Source organism: Stenotrophomonas sp. P5_B8 (genome assembly GCF_054049855.1).
On sequence record NZ_JBFULO010000551.1, the window covers coordinates 1 to 2,088 of the forward strand.

Below are 2,088 nucleotides of genomic sequence, written 5' to 3' on the forward strand. Positions count from 1 at the left end.
ACCCCGATCCTGACCAAGGCCACCCCGGAAGGCGCGCGCGACTTCCTGGTGCCCGCGCGCATGCACCCGGGCGAGTTCTACGCCCTGCCGCAGAGCCCGCAGCTGTTCAAGCAGATCCTGATGGTGGCCGGCTTCGACCGCTACTACCAGATCGCGCGCTGCTTCCGCGACGAAGCCCTGCGTGCCGACCGCCAGCTGGAATTCACCCAGCTGGACATGGAGTTCGCCTTCGTCCGCGAACAGGACGTGCAGGACTTCGTGGAAAGCATGATCCGCGCCATCTTCAAGGAAGTGGTCGACGTGGAGCTGGCCGCCAGCTTCCCGCGCATGACCTGGGCCGAGGCGATGCGTCGCTATGGGTCGGACAAGCCGGACCTGCGCATCGCGCTGGAGCTGGTCGACGTGGCCGAGCTGGTCAAGACCAGTGAATTCCCGGTGTTCACCGCTGCGGCCAACGATGCCGACGGCCGTGTCGCCGCGCTCCGCATTCCCGGCGGTGCCACGCTGAGCCGCAAGCAGATCGACGAGTACGCCGCGCATGCCGCCAAGTACGGCGCCAAGGGCCTGGCCTACATCAAGATCGCCGACAACGGCGAAGTCAGCTCGCCGATCGCCAAGTTCTTCAGCGAAGACGCCTTCGCCGCACTGGTCGCCCACGTCGGGGCTGGCAACGGCGACATCGTGTTCTTCGGTGCCGGCGGCTACAACAAGGTGTCCGATTTCATGGGCGCGCTGCGCCTGAAGGCCGGCAAGGACTTCAACCTGGTCGCCGCCGGCTGGGCGCCGCTGTGGGTCACCGACTTCCCGATGTTCGAATACGACGACGAAGCCCAGCGCTACGTCGCCCTGCATCACCCCTTCACCGCCCCGGCGGTGGACGACATTGCCGACCTGCGCGCCAACGCCAAGACCGCCGTGTCGCGCGGCTATGACATGGTGCTCAACGGCAACGAGATCGGGGGTGGTTCGATCCGTATCCACCGCTCGGACATGCAGAGCGTGGTGTTTGAGCTGCTGGGCATCGGCGCCGAGGAGGCCGAGGGCAAGTTCGGCTTCCTGCTGGACGCCCTGCGTTTCGGCGCGCCGCCGCACGGTGGCATCGCCTTCGGCATCGACCGCATCGCCGCGCTGATGGCTGGCACCGAGTCGATCCGCGACGTCATCCCGTTCCCCAAGACCACCGGCGCGCAGTGCCTGATGACCGGCGCCCCGTCGCCGATCCCGGACGAGCAGCTGGCCGAAGTGCACGTCCAGGTCCGCCCGCGCAAGAACTGATCCGTACCTTTCACCAGGAGAGCCAGGCAATGAGCGAGTTCGCGTTTTCGCTGGAGTGGGAAAAGCTGGGCAATGAAGGCGCCGACGCCAACCTGGTGACCGAGCGCGCCCGCGTATTCGGTGGCTGGCTGGTGCGCGTGGGAACCAACCCGGCGGCCATGGCGCTGACCTTCGTCCAGGACGGCGAAGGCCGCTGGGATGGCGAAGACTTCGGCGTGGAAGACTACGAGGAAGACGAGGAAGACGACCTCGACGAGGACGAAGAGGACGAGGAAGAAGGCGACGAGGACGACGAGGAAGCGTACGAGGACGAGGAAGAAGAGGAGGGCGACGAGGAAGAAGACGCCCCCCACGGGAGCCAGGCCTGAGGCCTGCCCCGGAGCCCGCCATGTACACCATCCGTCGTGCCACCGTCGAAGACGCACCGACCCTGTCGGTGCTGGCCACGCGTACCTTCGTGGAGACCTTCGGCCATCTCTACCCGGCGCAGGACCTGCAGGGCTTCCTCGAGGAAGCCTATGCGGTGGATCGCCAGCGCATCATCCTGGACCACCCGGACTATGCGGTGTGGCTGCTGGAACGGGACGGGGTGGCTGTCGGCCATGCCGCCGCCGGCCCCTGCGGCCTGCCGCATCCGGAGGTGCAGCCCGGCGACGGCGAGCTCAAGCGGCTGTACCTGGTCAAGGATGAACAGAGCTGCGGCTGGGGCAGCCGGTTGCTGGAAACGGCGCTGGAATGGCTCGAGCACGACGGCCCGCGCACGCTGTGGCTGGGCGTGTGGTCGGAGAACTTCGGCGCGCAGCGCTTCTACGC

3 protein-coding genes are annotated in these 2,088 nt (G+C 67.2%); all 3 read left to right on the top strand.

The window, feature by feature from the left end:
- Positions 1-1,275: aspartate--tRNA ligase (aspS, locus tag ACXJKH_RS19220; protein ID WP_457321767.1), on the top strand; the 1,275-nt coding region annotated here is incomplete at its 5' end.
- Positions 1,276-1,304: 29 nt separating this feature from the next.
- The gene (locus tag ACXJKH_RS19225; protein ID WP_457321769.1) at positions 1,305-1,643 is read left to right on the top strand and encodes a DNA primase; all 339 of its coding nucleotides are present in this window, start codon (positions 1,305-1,307) and stop codon (positions 1,641-1,643) included.
- A gap of 20 nt (positions 1,644-1,663) precedes the next feature.
- Positions 1,664-2,088, top strand: a 425-nt coding sequence (locus ACXJKH_RS19230; protein WP_457321771.1) for an N-acetyltransferase family protein, incomplete at its 3' end; no start/stop codon positions are given.